The sequence below is a fragment of the Psychrobacter sp. CX18 genome, assembly GCF_057396215.1.
Genome location: NZ_JBXYJH010000002.1, coordinates 1 through 18,620, shown reverse-complemented (window position 1 = coordinate 18,620; position 18,620 = coordinate 1). Strand labels below are relative to the sequence as shown.

The window sequence follows — 18,620 nt, the reverse complement described above, 5'->3', positions numbered from 1 at the left end:
AACTAGTAGACACAAACTTGAACTTACCTCAAAGACTGCACCCACTGCACAATTTGATGACTTGGCAAAGCGCCAGACTGACGGGCAACTTCCATCCCGCCTCTAAAGGCCACCATTGTAGGTAGACTGCGGATGTTATAGGGTGCTGCCGCTCGTTCAAACTGGTCGGTCTGTAATTTAGCAAATACCACATGTGGCAACTGCTTTGCCGCTTGCTCGAACTCAGGCGCCATCATATGACACGGCTGACACCAACTCGCCCAAAAGTCGACAACGGTCAACACCTCATTTTTCTGAATGGTTTTAGCGGCTGTCTTATCATTCAACATCACAGGCGCTCCCGTCAATAAAGAATGCTGACATTTACCACAGACAGGTTGCTCTGTTAGTCGTGACGCCGGTATACGGTTGGTCGCTGTGCAATTTGGACATACCAAATGTAGCGACTCATTGTTTGTATTAGTCATTATCATCCCCTTTATATTTTTAATAACTAGCAAGTTTTTAAATACTAGCCATTTAATTCATTCATTTTATCTTTGATTTCTTTCTATCTGTTTATTATTGGGGCGTATACACACTATTTAAATATTTAGTGCGCCTAAAATTTTGTATCATACAATCTGTTATATTAAGATCAGTGAGAGGATCAGTAAGATTAGCTCTTTGATGGACAACAACTCTATATTATACGGCTTACGCATAAGAGGCTGCAGTGTTAGACAAGCAGAAGACAGTCAATAACGAGACATCCAACTGGTTAAATAAACTGATTCCCAGTTGGGTGACCGCGTATGATAAAAGCACGTTGCCTGCGGATATTATTGCAGGTATCGTGGTAGGGGTGTTAGTTATCCCGCAAAGCTTGGGCTATGCCGTTTTGGCAGGTCTTCCTCCTGTGTATGGTCTATATGCCTCAATTATGCCCGTTTTGATCTATGCGTGGGTGGGCTCCAGCAATGTGCAAGCGATAGGCCCCGTTGCGATTACCGCTATTATGACCGCCAGTAGTTTACATGGTCTTGCGATTGAAGGCAGTGTGCAATATGCCATGTTAGCTAGTTTGCTAGCGTTAATGGTGGGTATCATATTATGGCTAGCAGGACAGCTTAAGCAGGGCTGGATCATGCAGTTTATCAGTCGCGGCGTATCAGCTGGATTCGTCAGCGGCGCTGCGGTATTGATATTTGTCAGCCAGATTAAGTATCTAACGAACATACCGGTTAATGGTAATACCTTGCCCAGCTATATGTTGTCCCTGTTTAACCATTTGCAAGACTTTCACCTACCTACTTTTTTGATCGGTGGTATAGCGTTTATCCTTTTTATAGTCAACCGCTATGCCAGTCATGTCTTATGGGAGTCATGGTTATCGGCTTCAAAGGCGAAATGGGCACGTCGACTTTTTCCACTATTGGTCATAATAATAGCCATTTTTATCAGTTATATAAGTCACTGGTCTCAGCAAGGCGTGCGAATCATTGAGGACATACCGAGCGGCTTACCTTTATTAGCACTTCCTCACTTTGAGTCTTTTCCTCGCGTACTCTCCTTACTGCCTACCGCTGGCTTGATGGCATTAATTATTTTTATTTCTAGTAGCTCTATTGCCAATACCTATGCCCGTTTGCGCGGGGAAAGCTTCGATGCCAATAAGGAGTTAAAAGGCTTAGGGCTAGCCAACATAGCGGGCGGATTTAGTCAAAGCTTTCCTGTGGCAGGGGGCTTTTCGCGCACTGCGATCAATGTCGATTCAGGCGCAAAAACACCCCTTGCCACCCTGATCACAGTCGCCATTATGGTGGCCACCTTATTGGTATTGAGCAGTTTGATTGCGCCCCTGCCCTATGCCCTTTTAGGGGCAATGATTATGGCCTCCATTATTAGTCTTATCGATATCGATACCTTTAAAAAAGCGCTAAAAACAGATAAGTTGGACGCACTTAGCTTCGCTGCTACCTTTATAGGGGTATTGGCATTTGGCTTGAACGTTGGCTTGGTAATTGGCATCATTGTATCGTTTGCAGGGCTTATTTGGCAGTCAAGCCAGCCGCATATTGCGGTAGTGGGACGCTTAATGGGGACCGAACATTTTCGCAATATTTACCGTCATAATGTCATCACTTACGACAACTTGTTGATCATGCGGGTTGATGAAAGTTTATTTTTTGGTAATAGTGAGTCGGTACACAACCAGATTCAAGCGGCCTTAAATAAATACGATCATGCGCGAGAGCTGGTGCTCATCATGTCGTCTGTTAATCACATTGATCTGACAGCGCAAGAGATGTTAGCCACTTTAAATCGTGAGCTGATTGCCAAAGGTAAGCGGTTACACTATAGCTTTATCAAAGGTCCGGTAATGGATGTCATAGAAGAGACACCCGTCGTTAAAGAGCTGTCGGGTCGAGTGTTTTTAAGCACTATCCAAGCCATTACCTTACTCACTGACGATGATTTACAAAACGATGAGTACCCTAAGATACAACAGCAAGAGTTCCATTAAAACAGAACCTTTAAACCCTTATAATAAATATAGTCATGGGCAACTAAATGAGATACAAGGCAGCCGAGCGCAAGTACTACTCTAGTAGGCTTAGTGAGGTTAACGCTGTCGCTCTTTAGTTTGCAGACGACTATACTGACAACACACCCCGTACCAGTTGAGCCTACTATGACCGACGCGTTAACCATTTACAAACAAATTTATCCCACCCAATGCCCTAAGCTATCAGAGATGGGCTATCGCTCACTGATCAATATACGTCCTGATAATGAAGTGGCTAATCAGCCGTCAAGCGAGACGTTAGCCAACGCCGCTCAGCAAGCCAATTTAAATTATGCTTACATTCCCTATGACGAAGAGCGCTTGAGTGCTACTACAATTATAAAGTTTGCTGAACACTATCATCGTCTACCTAAGCCCATTATGTTGTTCTGCGGCTCAGGCATTCGAGCGAAGTTGTTATACCAAAGTGCAGTGATGCAGGATTTGCTATAGGGCCTGCTATAAGGTCTGAAGAACACATCCCAGTGTCGCCTATGAACTCAACTAAACAATTCTCTTAACACATAAACACATAAAAAGGATGCCATATGACTCATCAAGTTAGTTTTGCCGGTCAAATTACCCCAGCACAAGTCCAAGAAATCGCCGACCAAGGCTTTAAGACTATCATTAATAACCGTCCAGACGGCGAAGCGCCCGATCAACCTACTAGCAGCGATATCGAAGCGGCTGCTAAAGAAGCCGGTCTTGCTTATAAAGAGATTTCGTTCGGGGGTAATGAATTGAACATGCAACATGTCGAAGAATTTGCTGATTATTTTAATCAAGCCGAGCAGCCTATTTTAATGTTCTGCCGTACCGGAAACCGCTCTAACGGCCTATATGAAGCGGCTAAACAGCGTGATATGTTGGATGATTAGAGTCTATTTTTGCTATAGTTATTGTAAGGCTTTCGTTTGATATAAGTTGTTAGTCTCACTATAAATCAAATAAATAAGGATTTACGATGTTTAATTTACTCAGCAGCACAATGAGAACGCACTATAAAACACTACTTATCGGCACATCCGTGAGTTTACTAGCGTTAGGCGCTAGCCAAACTGCGTCAGCCATTACCACTAAAAACATTACTTATAATGTCGATAATAAGGCGTATGAAGGCTATTACGCCAAAGCGGATACCCCCAACGCGCCTTTTATATTGCTACTGCATGATTGGGATGGCCTCACCGATTATGAACGCAAGCGTGCCGACATGCTCGCAACAGAAGGTTATAACGTATTAGCCGCTGACTTATATGGACAAGGCATTCGACCTACCGCTTTAGAAGATAAAAAACGCCTTACTGGCGAGTTATACCAAGACCGCAATAAAATGCGTCATCTACTTGCTGGCGCCCTAAAGGCCGGTCAGGCACAAGGCAATAATGTACATGACGGCGTGACGATGGGCTATTGCTTTGGAGGCAGTGCTGCGCTAGAGCTTGCCCGTTCTGGCTTCCCTCAAAAAGCGTTCGTTCCCTTTCATGGTGACCTTGCAACACCTCCCTACCAAGACTATAACAACACCCAAGGTGAGATATTAGTATTCCACGGAACCGCTGATCAAGTCGTACCTTTTGAGGACTTTACTACCCTTGGTAAAACGCTTGAGGAAGCTCACGTACCTCATGAAATGATTACCTATAGTGGTGCACCGCATGCGTTTACTGACTTTGAAGCAGAGTCTTACGACGAACGTGCCGATAAACGCTCATGGAATCGTTATTTAGACTTCTTAAAGACCCTTTACCCATAGAGACGGTATGCTTTAATTCAGTGTGTTTTAATCAGAGCTACCTCTCTTTTCTCACAATCCATTTTGTGACAGCACTCATCTACAATTTGGCTTTCAAGCAGATGGCTTTGATATGAAGAAGTAAGGTACCTAATTGACACGTTATAAATCTGAAGCACATCCAGCTTTTCGCTCATATCTTGGTGTGCACGGGGGCAGGCGCTATAGTCAAGTGACGTTCCTGCGTTGACGATAACGCCTCTTGCCAAACGCCTGCAACCCCGTGCTGTACCAAGTATATCCGCTACAATCTGGGCTAAACCGCTCTCACCTTTATAGCTCACTTGTTTGTATAACTCTGCTATCTTTATAACTCAGTTGTCTTTATAGCTTAGTTATTTGTAAAAGGCTAAAAAGGAACATCCATCACATAAGGAATATGGTCATGAACACACCGCTACTTATCATCGGTAACAAAAACTACTCCTCCTGGTCACTTCGAGCTTGGCTACTGCTCAAGCAGTTTGATATCAAGTTTGACGAACAGCTTATTCAATTATTTGATGCCTCTTCAACCCCTATCCTTAGTAAATACTCAGCCACAGGTAAAGTGCCTATTTTGGTTATCAATCGAGACATAGAGGATCCTAACGCTAACCAACACATCGCCATTAATGACAGCTTAGCCATCGGTTTATTTGCTAATGATTATCTTACTGACTTAGATATTTGGTCAGGCAAACCAAAGTCCGCATTGCTTAACAATGATTTTGCCTTACAAAAACAGCGTGCCTTTTGCCAAAGTATCGTTGCTGAGATGCATTCAAGCTTTATGGGCGTTCGTAGTGAGATGCCCATGAACATTCGGGTAACAGCTAAAATCAATCCAAGCGACACCTGTTTGGCTGACCTTAATCGCATCGAAGATATTTTTGAGCACTGTATAGCTAGCAAAGCTTATAAAAACAGTCAAAATAACTATCTATTTGGCGACTTCACCATTGCTGATGCGTTTTATGCGCCCGTTATATTTCGCTTACAAAGCTATGTTGAGCATTCAGGCTTTAGTCTAAGATCAACTACTCATCAGTATATGGACGTGATGCTAAATAATCCACATTTGAGGCAGTGGCGTGAGGCTGCTTTACAAGAAACACGAAAGATTGATCAAGATGAGGCGGGTGAGATATTGTCTGTGCAAGGGGTATTAAAGAGTTAGTTGGATTAATAAGCCTCTTTAACGTTGGCTGGTAGGGATGGTTTTTTCATATAAAGACTGACGCAAAATCAGAATGGACGGCAAATGGTTATCATCGTTATACGCTGGCCTATAAAGACCTCCCAGTCGCTTACAAATGGCTAAAATAGTCTCTATTGCGTCACTTATAAGTAATGAAATAATCAAAATAAAGCAAAACATCTCAAATATAATCGATTTAGTGCAAACATAATCGGTTTATGTCAATATGACCGTTAAATAATCAATTTAAATCGGTTTGACACTCTGCCATGACAACAAAACTCTATTACGCATCTGATGACTTCCATAAAACCAATGACCCAGTTGGTATTTTATGGCTGATTAAAAACACCTAAACATCGCCAATGAGGTTGGTTTTTTTAAACTGATAGCGACCTAGCCGAAAACATGAATCTATACCTTCTAATAAAATTACTCAAATGGATAATCCTTCAATTCAACATAACCCTTGGTTGGTTCATAATTTATCGTATAAATTACATCGTCAAAGGTTCTCTTTACTGTGGCATCATAACTATAGTCATAACCATTCACTGTCATTATTAATGGGTAAAAACCATTTTTCACAATCGTTTTATCAATACCCAGCTTGGCTTGCAGCCATGTACAGTACTCAATCTTCTTATCTTTACTACAGCCTGATGGCGCAAACGGATTATTTTCAAATGTCGATTTAGCTGTTATATGACTATCGATAATACTCTTTGAGTATGGATCTGGTGTTAATAAGACATACTCTGAAAAAGACTGACTATAGTGTGAATCACTATGTACATTAATAAATCCCCATTTATCTGGTGCAACTTGTATTAAATCCCAATCATGTAGCCCGTTTCCGAAAGCCCCTGCATTCATGGTGGGATTGGCATACTCTACTTGCCAGCCTGCGCCTTCATATGAGTTACCGGGCTTTAATATCAGCATACCTACTAGCCCTGAATCGGCATGTGATCCAAAATCCTCGCCTCCCTCAGGAGAAAAAGCAACATCACCGATTATCGCAATGTACAGTCGCTTACCTGCCTCAGTTTCAACCTCAACTTGTTTGTCAATTTCAATACAATATCCAGTGCGATTTACAATGTCTTCATAACTAGAAGTCCCATCTTTAGCGATCACCCCGCGACAGTCCTTGGGTTCATAATAAAAGGGGTAGTACCTCTCAATGATACTGTTCACACTTTGCCCCGCAAAAGCTGAAACCGTGAAAAAGCTCATTAAGCTAAATGTAAGTAAAAGTCGTTTAAAATTTAAAGTATTAGATGACATTATATTTTCTATATTTAAGGTAATGTTAATAGACTTACGTTAAATCATTGAATTGAACAAGTCAAAATTAACTTTTTCATAATAAAATAACCTTGGTCGATGGGGTAACAGGGTTAAAACGATAAACGTACAAAAGGATTAGCGACAAAAAAACCACCAAAAACAAGCTAAGGTGGCTTACAAACATAAAATAAGACTGTCATAACCATAGATGATTAATATTTTTAAAGCGACTGGATATTATTTATGACGCCTCTGGAACTACTGTACAGCCAGCGAATAAATGATACCCAGTCGCTATATATTTTTATACTGAGTAAGTTCTATAAACCAATCAAGAGTTCTCTTTCATCTCTTTGGCTTCTTGTACTGCCTTTTTACCCCAAGCACTAAGATCAAGATCTAACTTCTCATACTCTTGTGCATCAAATAAAGGCACTTTGACACCAGTTTTTAATTGAGCCGCAAAGTCATCGAGCAAGCGTTTAGCACGTGGGAACAACATAATCAGGGCTAATAAGTTTGCCAATGCCAACACACCCATGAGTGGATCGGCAAAGAAGAACACATCTTCTGCCTTTTCCATCATAGCGCCCACAAATAAAATACCAACCACCACGATACGCAAAACAAATGTGGCTGATTTAATGTTCTTTTTAACCAAAAAGTTAATGGCATTCTCGCCCATATAGTAGTTGTACATAATAGAGCTTAAGGCAAAAAGCAGTAGCGATATTGTTAGCACATATTGTGACCAATTTCCAAGTTCGCTGGTTAAGGCCTGCTGCGCCAATACAATACCATCAATCTCAACGCCAGGTTGATAAACCCCACTGAGCAAAATCATAAATGCCGTGGCACTACACACCACGATAGTGTCAATGAATACTGACAACGATTGTGAGATACCTTGACTAACGGGGTGCGTGGCATAAGCAGTGGCAGCGACGTTAGGTGCAGAGCCTAACCCTGCTTCATTAGAGAATAAACCACGCTTCATCCCTTGTTCAATGGCCACACCGATACCGCCACCCACGACAGACTCAATTCCAAAGGCATTTTTGACAATGGTTGCCATTAAAGCGGGAAGCTCTGTGATATTCAGCACAATAATGAGCAATGCCATTACCAAATAGATCAAAGCCATAATGGGGATCACAATATCAGCGGCTTTAGCGATACGCTGTATACCCCCAAAGACAATAAAACCGCCCGCAATCACCAGTACTAACCCTGATATCCAGCGATCAATACCGAAGCTTTCAAGGGCAGAACCTGCCACCGTGTTGCCTTGGAAGGCAATAAATCCAACTGAAAATGATAATAGTAATGAGATAGCATAAATAACCGCAAGCCACTTATAATCCTTGCCTAACCCATGCAAAATATAGGATGCAGGACCGCCCCGAAAGTTACCTTCATGATCTTTGCGCTTATATAACTGCGCCAAGCTACACTCAACAATACTGGTCATCATACCAACCAGCGCCACTAACCACATCCAAAATACAGCGCCCGGTCCACCCAGTGAGATAGCCACTGCCACACCTGCGATGTTACCGCCACCTACTCGCCCGCCAATAGAGACTAGCAAGGCCTGACGCGCACTGATTCCCTCCTCGCCAACTTCTTCATTGCGAAATACTGAAAACATGCGTTTGAAATATCTAAACTGGGCAAATCTTCCGACAATCGTGAACAATAAGCCAAAAATAATCAACATCGGAACCAGCGACCAGCCCCAGGTTAAATCACCTACTTTGGAGAAAAATGCATGAATTAAATCCATCGTTAAGCTCCTTCCTTTTAAAATGAGTCCTGAATCCTCTAAACGATTTTTGAAAGAGACAGTTTATAAAAAAACGAGGTTATACCCCACTTTCAACTCTTAACGTAGGCTGTTGCTTTAGCCCAGCTTTTTTAATTAAAGGTTTTGATTTGCTGGGCTAAAAGCACTAGCCTACAATGAGTTTTAATAAGTTGCGAACAGGGTAGGTTATGGAAAATCAGATAATCAGATAATCAAAAACCAGATAATAAAATAGTCGGTTTATTAACAGATCATTAACTGATCATTAAATAGTCAGGTTATAAAACAAAACTTATTAAATAGAACATATCTTATAAAAAAGACAGCACATTCAGGTCAATGGATAGGCATTTAATAAGTCTTTATTAAGCGTCATAGAAATCTATGCCGACGTCTAACCTGCTTTATAGCCTATGACGGTATGACCGAAGGCACCTCATTTAATAAAATTATTTTTCATAGCAAAAATAAAGTTTGTGATTATATCAAAGTTAGGAATAGGATTGTATTTAATTGTTATTACAGAATTTAAAGTTGATTTATGAGATTTTTTCTATCTTCAAACCTAAAAAAACCACCTCTGCAAATAACAGAGGTGGTTGTGTAGGTAGCATTAAGCTATAGGCATGGCTTAAGCTATTTCATAGGCTTACTGCTTATTGCATCACAAGGTATTCAAATGCGGATAACGCCGCTTTACTGCCCTCGCCCATTGCAATGTTAATTTGCTTAAACGGTACAGTAGTCACGTCACCGGCAGCAAAGATACCTTTACGATCTGTTCGGCAAGCTTCATCAATTTCGATTTCGCCAAAGCGGTTCACATCGACAAACCCTTTAACAAACTCAGAGTTTGGCACCAGACCAATTTGCACGAATACCGCCGACAATTCTTGCTCTTTGGTTTCGCCACACGTGCGATCTTCATAGACGATGGAGGTCACTTTACCGTCAGATGCTTTAATTTCTTTGGTCGCCGCTGAGGTAATGATGTTAATATTTTTAGTCTCTTTGGCTTTGTTAATCAATACTTGGTCCGCTTTTAAACCATCCGCGAACTCAAATACCGTGACGTTTTTCACGATACCCGCTAAGTCCAACGCCGCTTCGATACCTGAGTTACCACCACCGATAACCGCGATGTCTTTACCTTTAAAGAATGGACCATCACAGTGTGGGCAGTACGCCACACCGCTACCGATATTTTCTTCTTCACCAGGGACGTTCAGCTTACGCCATTGTGCACCGGTGGCGATGATGATGCTGCGGGTCTCAAACTGCTCACCGGTATTCAGATGAATGTTGTAGTTTTCATCTTCAGTTTCAGACAACTGTTTCACGCTAACGTGCTCTTTGATATTAATGTCATACTCTTTAAGATGTTTTTCAAAGTTAGCGGACAGCTCGTTACCCGTGGTTAAAGGTACAGAGATTAAGTTTTCAATTGCTTGAGTATCTTTCACCTGTCCACCGATACGGTCAGCAATGATAGTAACTTTTAAACCTTTACGGGCGCTATAAATCGCTGAGGACACGCCTGCTGGACCACCCCCAATAACGGTAACGTCTTGACGCTCTAATTGCTCTTGGTCATCGGCACTCGCCGCATTTAATAAGTCTGGGTATTCCGCTTGCAGCTTATCGATAATACGAGCAGTATCCACTTTACCATTTAAGAAAGGTTTGCCATTCAAAAATACTGCTGGTACGCCTTGAATGTTATTGGCTTCGACTTGCTCTTGGAATAAGCCACCATCGATCATCTCATTGCTGATACCCTCATTGAGCAGCGCAAACTGGTTTAATGCCTGCACCACATCGGGACAGTTGTGACAAGACAATGACACGTAAGTTTGGAACTGTAATGGCTGACCAATGCGCTTAACCATTTTTTGAATGCTGTCATCAAGCTTTAAGGTATGTCCACCGGCTTGTAGAATCGCTAAAATTAATGAGGTAAATTCATGCCCGCCTGGGATACCGCTAAATACGATACCTGTTTCGCTGTTTTCAGAGGTAATTTTAAAGCTAATAGGGCTAGGTAAGCTATCATCAGTATTATTAACATCAAAGTTAATTTTGTCGCTAGTACCCGCTATTTTGGTCAAAAAATCAACCAGTTCGGCACGTTTCTCATGCTCACCGGCACCAATAACAAAGCTGATAGGACGGGTCATTTTCTCACTATAGCTCTTTACGGCGTCTAATAAACTTTGGTCTAACATATCGAACTCCTCATTCGTTTTTGTTTACCAAATTGAATGCACAAAAAATTTCAACTTAGTATTAAGGTATTTAATTCAGGATTTGATGTCATAGAAGTAAAAAATTTAAGTGAAATAAACTAAGTTATAAGCGTAGCAGTCTGTTTATAATATAATTTTTTGATATCTACATCTTATTCTTAATTATATTATCGGGGAGTTTAAGTCTAACAACAAGCTTATAAATTCGAATAATATGTTTTATAAAACCAATAGTATGGTTAACATAGTTTTGAAATATTAAATCATAATATGGCGTATTTAAATCGCAGCTATATTAATTACTTCAATGCTATCCATAACTTACAACATATAATATTAATCATGGTCAAGCTGTGATATTTTGGGTACAATTTAGTGAGAAAAAAGTCTAAATTAATAAGCTTTAATAGTTAAAACAACTCTCGTTTGAGAGGCAGTTAAATAATAGATAATAGCTGCCCTTCATCACCCTGTCATTTGACACGTAATTAACTAAACAGTTCTAGCTACTAGACGAGTACTAGACAACTACTAACTAATAAGGATAAAGATATGTTCCATGAATACCGTGACTTAATTTCTGAACTTAAGAACAGTGATACTCATTTCCAAAAGTTGTTTGAAGAACACAATAAATTAGACACCGAAATCGACAAGCTTGAAAATGATGTGGTGAAATCTACCAGTCGTGAAGAAGAGATCGATGGTATGAAACGTCGTAAACTTGCGCTTAAAGATGAAATTGGCCGTTACCTAGAGACTAAAAGCAAAGAGCAATAGTCGCATTTGACCCAATATTTTAAATATATTGTCACTATAAAAGGTCTTATTCGGTGTCGGATAAGACCTTATTCAATAAATACGCTATTGATCAGCCCCTAGTATTTATATTTTCTATAGCCATTATTAAATTTTTACGATCTTTAACGCTTACTATCCTAGTTGCTCATACTTATTAACTGATTTTTTATGTTAATATACCTGCTAATAGGCATCACTTTTGTCTATAGATGATTTTTTATTCTACTCGTTACATAAATAGGTCAGCTAACGGCCTCCCCCTTTGTACTAAAAACTGACCTAACATCAAAAAATTAAAATATAAATAACTTATACGGTATTCTATGACCTGGAACGATCCAAACGCACAACAAGAAGCTCAAAACTATGACAACCCTATTCCAAGCCGTCTGCTAATCTTGCAGACTCTGGCGGATAAAGGTGAGCTGACACACAAACAACTGGCTGAATCCTTCGGCATTAATAATGATGATCAATTTGATGCCTTAGGCAACCGCCTAAAAGCCATGACCCGTGATGGTCAAATCAATCGTGATGGCAGACCGAGTAAATATCGTGCAGTCACGCAACAAGACGTGGTTACTGGCACCGTTTCTGCTCATGCTAAAGGCTTCGGTTTTGTCGTACTTGATGACATGCCAGATTTGTTCTTACATGAGAAGCAAATGCGTTGGGTGTTTAATGGGGATACCGTCAACGCCATCGGTACTACGACTGATAATCGTGGACGTACTGAAGGTCGCATTGTTGAAGTAACGGATCGCCAACAGACCCACTTTATCGGCACTTTAGAAAAAGACGATGAAGGCTATACCGTAAACTTAGCCAGCCCTAACAACCATCAGCCGATTACTGTCACTGATGAAAATGTGAAGGCGCTAAACGCCAAACCCGGTGTCCCTGTCAAAGTAGATATCATTGATTGGCCAACTCAGCACGAGTTTGCGACGGGTAAGATTGTTGAGGTGATGGATGATGATAATGACCGTGAAGTGATTATCGAAACCACCTTACTGAACTACGATATACCCAGTGAATTTAGTGCCGGCGTTTTAAAACAAGCCAATAGTTATAAAGAACCGACTGAAAAAGACATCAAAGGTCGCACTGATATCCGTCACCTGCCTATGGTCACCATTGATGGTGAAGATTCACGTGATTTCGATGATGCTGTGTTTGCAGAAAAACGCTCAGGTGGTAATTATCGCGTGGTCGTTGCTATTGCTGATGTCAGCCATTATGTGACCCCAAACTCTGCCCTAGATCACGAGGCATTTGAGCGTGGGACATCGGTATATTTCCCCCATCACGTGGTACCGATGTTGCCAGAAGTGTTATCAAATGGGCTGTGCTCATTAAACCCTGGTGTTGATCGCCTATGTATGGTGGCAGACATTAAGCTGTCTCGTGCCGGTAAAATTACAGGTTATGAATTCTACCCCTCAGTGATGCACTCACAAGCTCGCTTGACTTATAATCAAGTGAATGATTACTTTGATGGCAATATGAATGACGTACCTGAGTCATTAACGGGTAATAAAGACGTCAAAAAATCTATCGATACCATGCATCAGCTATTCAAAGCCTTGGTTAAAAAGCGTGAAGAGCGCAATGCGATGGAGTTTGAGACACCTGAGACGTATATTAAGTTCAATGAAGAAGGCGGTATTGATGCCATCGTCCCACGTACTCGTGGCGACTCTCATAAGCTTATTGAGGAGTTAATGCTACTTGCCAATACCTGTGCGGCTAACTTTGCCTTAGAAAAAGAGCTGCCTGTATTGTATCGTAACCATGACAAACCCAGTGATGAGAAATCACGAGTGGTACATGAATACGCCAAAAACTTTGGTATCGGATTCCCAGAGGAAAGTCCGACGCAAGCAGATTATAAGCGCATTATTGAAGCGACTAAAGATCGTCCTGATGCCGTCAGTATCCACAGTATGTTGCTGCGCTCAATGATGCAAGCAAACTACTCGCCAGACAATATTGGGCACTTTGGATTGGCGTATGAAGAGTACTCTCACTTCACCTCTCCTATTCGCCGCTATCCTGATTTAATGTTGCATCGAGCGATTAAAGCGGAAGTCACGGGTAAAAAACAACCTCAAATGGACTTTACTCTTGAGGAAGCAGGACAACAAACCTCGGATACCGAACGCCGTGCCGAAAAGGCGTCACGCTTTGTAGAAAGCTGGCTCAAGTGCCATTACATGAAAGATCATGTTGGTGAAGAGTTTGATGGTGTGGTGACGGCCGTTACCAGCTTCGGACTATTCATCACCTTAACTGATCTATTTATTGATGGGCTAGTGCATATCTCAAATGTGGGTAATGACTACTTTGTCTATGATGAAAAGCAGCAACAACTAATCGGTAAAGATAAAGGTAACTTATATGGCTTAGGCGACTTGGTTCGTATTAAAGTCGCTGGCGTGAATATGGATCTTTTGCAAATTGATTTTGAATTGGTCGCTAAGCTTAAAGCCAGTGCCTTAAATCAATCTAAAAAGGATGGCAAAGCCAAGACTAATTCAGCGCAGTCGGCTGCTGATAAAAAGCCTGCACGTCGTCGTAGCGGACGAAGCAGAAATAAAACCAAACCAAAAAGCCAATGAGTATTGTTAAGTTTTGTCTTATAGACCTATAACTTAATCACAACCTTATACCTATTATGATGTTCATTAAAATAATGTTAGAATGACACTTAGGTAGACAAGTTGCCACTTATTGTTATCAAATTCAATCGATGATAGTGATGTTAGTCATAACATTGAGCTCAGTTATGAAATTTACTTAAAAGTTAAGTGTTCATAAGTGAGAGAGTAGGTTAACAGATAGCGCTCAGGTCTCCCTAAATGACAGTCAGCGTTTAGATAGATAATATTTGAATAAACGTTGGTTTATTAATAAGAAAATTAACCATAAAAAAGGAATTATATAATGACAGTTGCTAAGAATATTGAAGTCAGCAGTACCTCAACCAAAAGCTTTGAAGATGCCATTCAAAAAGGTATCGCTCAAGTTTCGAAGACAGTAAATAATGTCCAAGGCGCTTGGGTTAAAGAACAGAAAGTCGGTGTATCTGATGGTAATATCAGCTCATATCATGTGATTATGATTGTAAGTTTTGTGATCGATGGCAGTGAAGATATGGGTTAATCACCTAACTTAATTTTTAGTTTATAATCGCTTTTCTATTATTTTAGACTCAATTATTTTAGAAGTTTATGAAAAGTGAATAGAAAATACCGCTATCTGAGATAGCGGTATTTTTTTGTTTATTCTCTTATTCTAAGCTAGCGTTAATTCGGCACTGATGGGCAAATGGTCAGATAATTCGGACCAAGGCTTACCCTTATGCACCCAAGCGCGTTTCACTTTTAAGTTACGAACGTAAATACGATCCAAGCTAAGGATTGGCATACGGGCTGGAAAGGTAGGTAACAATTTACGATGTAGGTGCATGAATACTTCTGTCATATTGAGATCACCAGCAAGTTGTTCACACGAGTTCTTCTTCCAGTCATTAAAATCACCTGCCAAAATTAATGGCCGACTCTGATCGATAGTATCATTCACATAGGCGGCAATCGCTTTATATTGTTTCTGCCGGTCATGTTCTAATAAGTTTAAATGAGCGCATAGCACCACTATTGGCTCATCCCAGCCAGCGGGTAATACTTCACAATGGAGGACACCGCGTCTTTCAAGCTTATTGACAGTTATATTAACGTTATGCTTAGGATCAAGGGGATGACGGCTTAATACAGCGTTACCATGATGCCCATTGTCATATTCAGAATTCTTGCCATAGCTGTGTTCACAGTCTAGGAACTCTCCAAACCACTCATGTTGCGACCGGTTTGGATATTCATTGTATTTTACCATTCGCTTGAGATGCTGACCTTGAACTTCTTGAAGACAAAGAATATCTGGATTAAGGTCTTTTAAAGACGCTCCTATCCGCTGGGTTACCACCTGCCGATTAAACTGCGACATACCTTTATGGATGTTGTAGCTAGTGATAGTGATGCTTTTCATAGAGTTCTATAGACCATTAAATGCTGTTAATACCCCGTCCATTATAACGATACTAGATGTCACTATAATTAAAATATATTGAGCACTGTGTCTGTTGCCAGACCGATTTTAGCTGTTCGCGCATCAGAATTTTATCAACTGGCTTTAAATCAGAACGATTAAGGAGCGACTTATCTATCGTATAACCACCGCCATAATGCCCTGAGGTATCAACGGGTCGTTTTGTCTGACTATCGCAAATCGCTGAATAGCCTCTTGCGGCAAATTTATTGCTACCCTCATACATAATAACTTTCATGTCATCATAACTCACATCCCCCCGGCAGCCTAAATAGTAAGTAATTGCCACTTCAGCAATACCATTATTATTCACGTCCGATAGGATAGGTGAATGCTCCGCAAAGTCTGTTATGACATCTAGATCACAGGACGCTTGCGAATCATAGACCTGCCAATGACGTTTAATACCATTACCATCTTCTACATACAGATGACTTATCACCTCATTTGGGTCATTATTGCTATACTCTCTTGAACGTTTAAACTGTACTAGATAATTATCTCCTTGTTTATCCTGCCAAGTAGTTATCTTTGCCAAAGAGTCCATAGTCAACCCTAACGGGTTAATGCTAGTATTGTCTTGATAGTAATCAGTAATTTCTATAGGTAGAGCTTGATAATCGGTAACATTTTCAGTGCCGCTAAAGTCGTAAACTTTCACATTACTTATTGTCGCCATACTGGTCGTAGAAAAACCAAGTACGCAGGTCATAGCCCCTATAATAGATAAAATTTTAAAAATAGAGTTGATAGTTTCAAACCTCCTAAGTTATACATTAAGCTGTCTTTATTTTTTCAACAGACCCTAATATATTAATATAGATTACCTACTATAATAAGTATAGATATTCTTGTATAGAGTCCAAAAATCTGAATAATATCTAAAAATATAGATATGGAGGTGATTTATTGGTAATAGATCTTGATAAAAAAACACCAGTATAAGAACTGGTGTTTATGGTGAATGATTTCCTCATTAAGCCTTATGACCAAATGATATCTAGTTAATAACCACAGTTTATTGATATATAATGACTAATAGCGAGTCACTAGTGCAATAGGCTGATCTTTACCCATAATATCCTCAGGTAAGAAGACTGCCTCACCACCATTATGAATAACCAGCTCAATAATTTCACCAATGGCATCATCGGTGACACCTTCACCAGATGCCTCATCTGTTACTTGTAAGGTTTGAGCTTTGGCATCAATCTTGGCAGGCTGTATATAGCCTTGGCGCACATAAAGTGTTTCACCCGCCCCTTGGAACGCTGCTTGATAGACCTCTTGTAGATCGGTACGCACTAAATCAGCACCGCGAGCTTTATCAATAGCTCCTACTGCTTCTTTATGGAGGGTTGAGCGGTATTCTTCAATAGCGTCTTGTACCCCATCAATAATATGCTGAGGCGAACCCTCTTCTAAATCTGTAATATTATCAACAGAGGCAATGATATTCTCAGGGCGATCACATACTTCTTTAAAGTAGCTAATATTACGAGCATCACCCACTAGTACCAGTGGCATTTTATGCTCGCCCCATAGCTCTTGCACACTCTTGTCGACGCGGTTAAAGTATTCCTTTAACGCGCTATTTTCGTTATTGGCTGAACGATCAGACCCGCCGTCCCCTGTTTTATACAAGCTATTATTCTCAATTGGGAAGGGAATATTTTTCATATTATTCTGAGCATTATCATCGTCATCAAACTCTTTGATAACACGATTGTTTGCTGCCTCAATCAAGCGTGCCTGATCACGGCCAAGGACTACGGCATAGTAGTGAACCGAGCTTGCCATATCACGAACTAAATCACGAGTCGCGAAATGAGTATCGATAATTACACGCTCTTGAGTATCAAATGGCATACGAATAACTTGAACATCATCTGTACTGGCAAAGATAGCTAACGTATCCAAATTATAATTGTGATTTAATTCATCAGTTTTGGCATGAATTTTTTCTAAAATAGTGGACGCTGTACGCTTATCATATTCATTGATTAAGCGTTCTTCTGCCACTTTAAGTTGATTCTTTAATGCAATATGATCTTGTTCATTTTCGGGATGTTCACGATGCGTTTTAACAAAAATACTCACTGCTGGATTGGCTTTTGTTTCGCGTAAGCTTTTTAGTGTCGCTTTCATAAAATATCCTTTTTAAGTTTATTTAAATTAGTTCAATAAATTAAATTTTTTTATTTTGAGTCTAGGCTAAAATTGGACCCTAAACCCTGTTTCCTTTTAAACCTCAATATAACTTGATAATTAAAACTGTTTATCAAATAATTCTTGGCATTTTTTAATCATAATTTATCTTTATCATAACAAGCAGATGATAGGTCGGCTACGCAGGGTTTGTAACTTACTTTGACCCGTTTACAGTTCTTGTTCTGATTATGTAATTCGTGTTATTGCTTAGCTAATTTTGCTGTTATAACGTTACATCTTAATAGTTTTAACAATTTTTGTTGGGTGCTTTATAAACGTCATTCTAATTTATAACCTATTTTTCGGGGTTGCAAAACTTGTCTTGTCAAATAACTCATCTGTTTATACCAATATGTCATTTAACAAAATATGTCGTCGCCTAAATCAGACTGCTGCACACTTGTAATATAGCCAATATGACACAATAGTTAATACATAGACTAGGGCGTGTGGAACATTCGACCATGGCACTGGCGGAGACTATTTTTTAGTCAATATGCAGAGAAATTTTTGACGCTTAGTCATTCTAAGTTAGAAAATTTCGCCATATATTGGCAAAAAAAAGTCCCGCCCCTTCGGGCTGATACTAAAATCGCCCCAGACGTTGTTACAAACCTAGCCAAGGTCTA

15 protein-coding genes are annotated in these 18,620 nt (G+C 40.3%); 8 read left to right on the top strand and 7 right to left on the bottom strand.

Translation table 11 applies throughout. From position 1 onward, the window contains the following. Positions 1-23: 23 nt before the first annotated feature. On the bottom strand, positions 24-467 hold the full coding sequence (gene trxA, locus AC2SLT_RS01795) for a thioredoxin (protein ID WP_486545700.1): 444 nt from the start codon (positions 465-467) through the stop codon (positions 24-26). Between the two features lie 248 nt (positions 468-715). On the opposite strand from trxA, the gene AC2SLT_RS01790 reads away from it, so the two are divergent. The 5 genes from AC2SLT_RS01790 to AC2SLT_RS01770 all read left to right on the top strand — a co-directional run bounded on the left by AC2SLT_RS01790 (position 716) and on the right by AC2SLT_RS01770 (position 5,505). Then, positions 716-2,506 carry a SulP family inorganic anion transporter gene (locus AC2SLT_RS01790; RefSeq protein WP_486545698.1) on the top strand — a complete coding sequence of 597 codons (1,791 nt, stop codon included), beginning with the start codon at positions 716-718 and terminating at the stop codon, positions 2,504-2,506. Between the two features lie 168 nt (positions 2,507-2,674). After that, positions 2,675-3,001: a protein tyrosine phosphatase family protein gene (locus AC2SLT_RS01785; RefSeq protein ID WP_486545696.1), complete on the top strand. Its 327-nt coding sequence runs from the start codon at positions 2,675-2,677 to the stop codon at positions 2,999-3,001. 95 nt (positions 3,002-3,096) lie between these two features. Further along, entirely contained in the window at positions 3,097-3,429 is a 333-nt protein-coding gene (locus AC2SLT_RS01780; protein WP_486545693.1) for a protein tyrosine phosphatase family protein, read from the top strand. An 86-nt stretch (positions 3,430-3,515) separates the two neighbouring features. Then, complete coding sequence (locus AC2SLT_RS01775) at positions 3,516-4,307, top strand: dienelactone hydrolase family protein (RefSeq protein ID WP_486545691.1); 792 nt, start codon at positions 3,516-3,518, stop codon at positions 4,305-4,307. A gap of 424 nt (positions 4,308-4,731) precedes the next feature. Beyond that, positions 4,732-5,505: a glutathione S-transferase family protein gene (locus AC2SLT_RS01770; RefSeq protein ID WP_486545689.1), complete on the top strand. Its 774-nt coding sequence runs from the start codon at positions 4,732-4,734 to the stop codon at positions 5,503-5,505. 453 nt (positions 5,506-5,958) lie between these two features. On the opposite strand, the gene AC2SLT_RS01765 is transcribed toward AC2SLT_RS01770, so the two are convergent. From AC2SLT_RS01765 to ahpF, 3 genes are all read right to left on the bottom strand, one after another. Further along, entirely contained in the window at positions 5,959-6,726 is a 768-nt protein-coding gene (locus AC2SLT_RS01765; RefSeq protein ID WP_486545687.1) for a hypothetical protein, read from the bottom strand. 424 nt (positions 6,727-7,150) lie between these two features. Next, positions 7,151-8,605 carry an alanine/glycine:cation symporter family protein gene (locus tag AC2SLT_RS01760; RefSeq protein WP_486545685.1) on the bottom strand — a complete coding sequence of 485 codons (1,455 nt, stop codon included), beginning with the start codon at positions 8,603-8,605 and terminating at the stop codon, positions 7,151-7,153. Between the two features lie 677 nt (positions 8,606-9,282). Then, positions 9,283-10,851 (bottom strand): alkyl hydroperoxide reductase subunit F, encoded by a 1,569-nt coding sequence (gene ahpF, locus AC2SLT_RS01755; protein ID WP_486545683.1) that lies wholly within the window; start codon positions 10,849-10,851, stop codon positions 9,283-9,285. 573 nt (positions 10,852-11,424) lie between these two features. On the opposite strand from ahpF, the gene AC2SLT_RS01750 reads away from it, so the two are divergent. The 3 genes from AC2SLT_RS01750 (at position 11,425) to AC2SLT_RS01740 (ending at position 14,838) form a co-directional block, all read left to right on the top strand. Further along, a complete protein-coding gene (locus AC2SLT_RS01750) occupies positions 11,425-11,652 on the top strand; it encodes an HP1242/YdcH family protein (protein WP_486545681.1) in 228 nt (75 codons plus the stop codon). A gap of 344 nt (positions 11,653-11,996) precedes the next feature. Beyond that, a complete protein-coding gene (gene rnr, locus AC2SLT_RS01745) occupies positions 11,997-14,294 on the top strand; it encodes a ribonuclease R (protein WP_486545679.1) in 2,298 nt (765 codons plus the stop codon). A gap of 325 nt (positions 14,295-14,619) precedes the next feature. Then, positions 14,620-14,838 (top strand): dodecin family protein, encoded by a 219-nt coding sequence (locus tag AC2SLT_RS01740; protein ID WP_486535116.1) that lies wholly within the window; start codon positions 14,620-14,622, stop codon positions 14,836-14,838. A gap of 132 nt (positions 14,839-14,970) precedes the next feature. Here AC2SLT_RS01740 and AC2SLT_RS01735 read toward each other — a convergent pair whose 3' ends face one another. The 3 genes from AC2SLT_RS01735 to AC2SLT_RS01725 all read right to left on the bottom strand — a co-directional run bounded on the left by AC2SLT_RS01735 (position 14,971) and on the right by AC2SLT_RS01725 (position 17,928). Continuing rightward, entirely contained in the window at positions 14,971-15,720 is a 750-nt protein-coding gene (locus tag AC2SLT_RS01735; protein ID WP_486545677.1) for an endonuclease/exonuclease/phosphatase family protein, read from the bottom strand. A 52-nt stretch (positions 15,721-15,772) separates the two neighbouring features. Beyond that, complete coding sequence (locus AC2SLT_RS01730; protein WP_486545675.1) at positions 15,773-16,492, bottom strand: M949_RS01915 family surface polysaccharide biosynthesis protein; 720 nt, start codon at positions 16,490-16,492, stop codon at positions 15,773-15,775. Between the two features lie 323 nt (positions 16,493-16,815). Further along, positions 16,816-17,928, bottom strand: coding sequence for an AOC03_06830 family ribosome hibernation factor (locus AC2SLT_RS01725; RefSeq protein ID WP_486545673.1), 1,113 nt, complete (start codon positions 17,926-17,928; stop codon positions 16,816-16,818). Positions 17,929-18,620 lie beyond the last annotated feature (692 nt).